Origin of the sequence: Kitasatospora sp. NPDC093558 (assembly GCF_040683475.1) — a bacterium.
Classification (GTDB): domain Bacteria; phylum Actinomycetota; class Actinomycetes; order Streptomycetales; family Streptomycetaceae; genus Kitasatospora.
Genome location: NZ_JBFBDY010001236.1, coordinates 1 through 1,280, shown reverse-complemented (window position 1 = coordinate 1,280; position 1,280 = coordinate 1). Strand labels below are relative to the sequence as shown.

Genomic DNA, 1,280 nt, shown 5'->3' with positions numbered 1-1,280 from the left:
ATCAGGTGGCGTTCCGCCGCGCGCTCACCCACCCCGCGCTGCCCCGGCCGGTGGCCTACCTCGGCGGGCACGAACTGGCCCCGCTCACGGAGTTGCTGCGCGGTGAACTCACGCTCGCCGAGGCCCTGCTGGCCTGGAGCCGCAGCATGCCGGCCGAGCAGGCCATGGCCGTCGCCGCCTGGCTGCACGGACGGGATTTGCTGGTGTACCACCCGTAGTCGGTCCGGGGAGCGCGTCACGCTGCGGTGACGGCCGATCGGCCAGGCTGGGGCTGAGTCCGGGGCTGAGGAGGTCATGCCCCCAGCAACCGATCGGGATGGAGGATCGTGATGACCTATTCCGAGAACGGGGAGATCAGACCGCTCAACGTCGTGGTGCGGCCCGGTTCGCCGCTCCACCGGGCGTACGCCGAGCGGCAGGTCTCCGTGACGGCGCAGGAGGCCGCCCAAGCCGCGGCCGCAGCTGTGGCACTGACGCCCGACGGCTTCCGTCCGACGCCGCGATGGGACCTGAAGCCCCACGGCGGCAGGACGATCGCGGATCTGGTCTTCGTCAACTGCTTCGTCGGCGGCGCGGCCGCCTGGGACAAGGCGGACATCGACAACATCGACCAGTCGCTCAAGGCCGCAATGTCGGACCGCGCTCCAGGCCGTGATCGCCCAGTGCTACAAGGGGCCGGTCACCTCCACGATGCTGCCGTCCCACGTGGTCGAGGGCGCCGGGCAACTGGGGCCGAGGTTCTTCAAGGACGATGCGGAAGCGCTCGCCCTGCACCTCCTCTCGACCGGGGTGCTCGGCACCAGCGATCCCGGTCAGAGCGTCATCGACATGATGCTGCCGCGCGGCGTCATCCTCGTCGACGACTTCTCGCCGGGCTTCCAGCCGCGGGCCGGTGGCGAGGAGGAGCACGGCCGCCGCAGCCGCGCCCTGATCAAGATCGACGACGACTCGGGCGACTCGATCCAGGGACTGGGCGGCTACCACGGCTCGGTGCACGTGCGGAAGGGCGGCCAGCACGTCACGGCCTACTACGCGGTCGGGGTGTTCTCCGACGGGGACAACGGCATCCCGGCGTTCGGCGGCGGGGACAAGGCCTGGGCGAACGTCGTCGCCACCTTCTACCACGAGCTCAACGAAGCGCGGACCGATCCCGACGTGGAGGACGCCGTCCGGACGAACGACGGCGCGATGATCGGGTGGTACTCGGAGACCGGCAAGGGCGAGATCGGAGACCTCCCCATCAACGAGGTCGAATCCGACCTCACGCGCGTCTTCAGGTT

2 protein-coding genes are annotated in these 1,280 nt (G+C 70.1%); both read left to right on the top strand.

Features of this window, described 5'->3' with window-relative positions:
- A partial coding sequence (locus AB0O00_RS40010; RefSeq protein WP_363659586.1) for a hypothetical protein occupies positions 1–218 on the top strand: 218 nt, incomplete at its 5' end.
- Positions 219–651: 433 nt separating this feature from the next.
- The coding region (locus AB0O00_RS40005) for a hypothetical protein (protein WP_363659585.1) at positions 652–1,280 on the top strand (629 nt) is incomplete at its 3' end.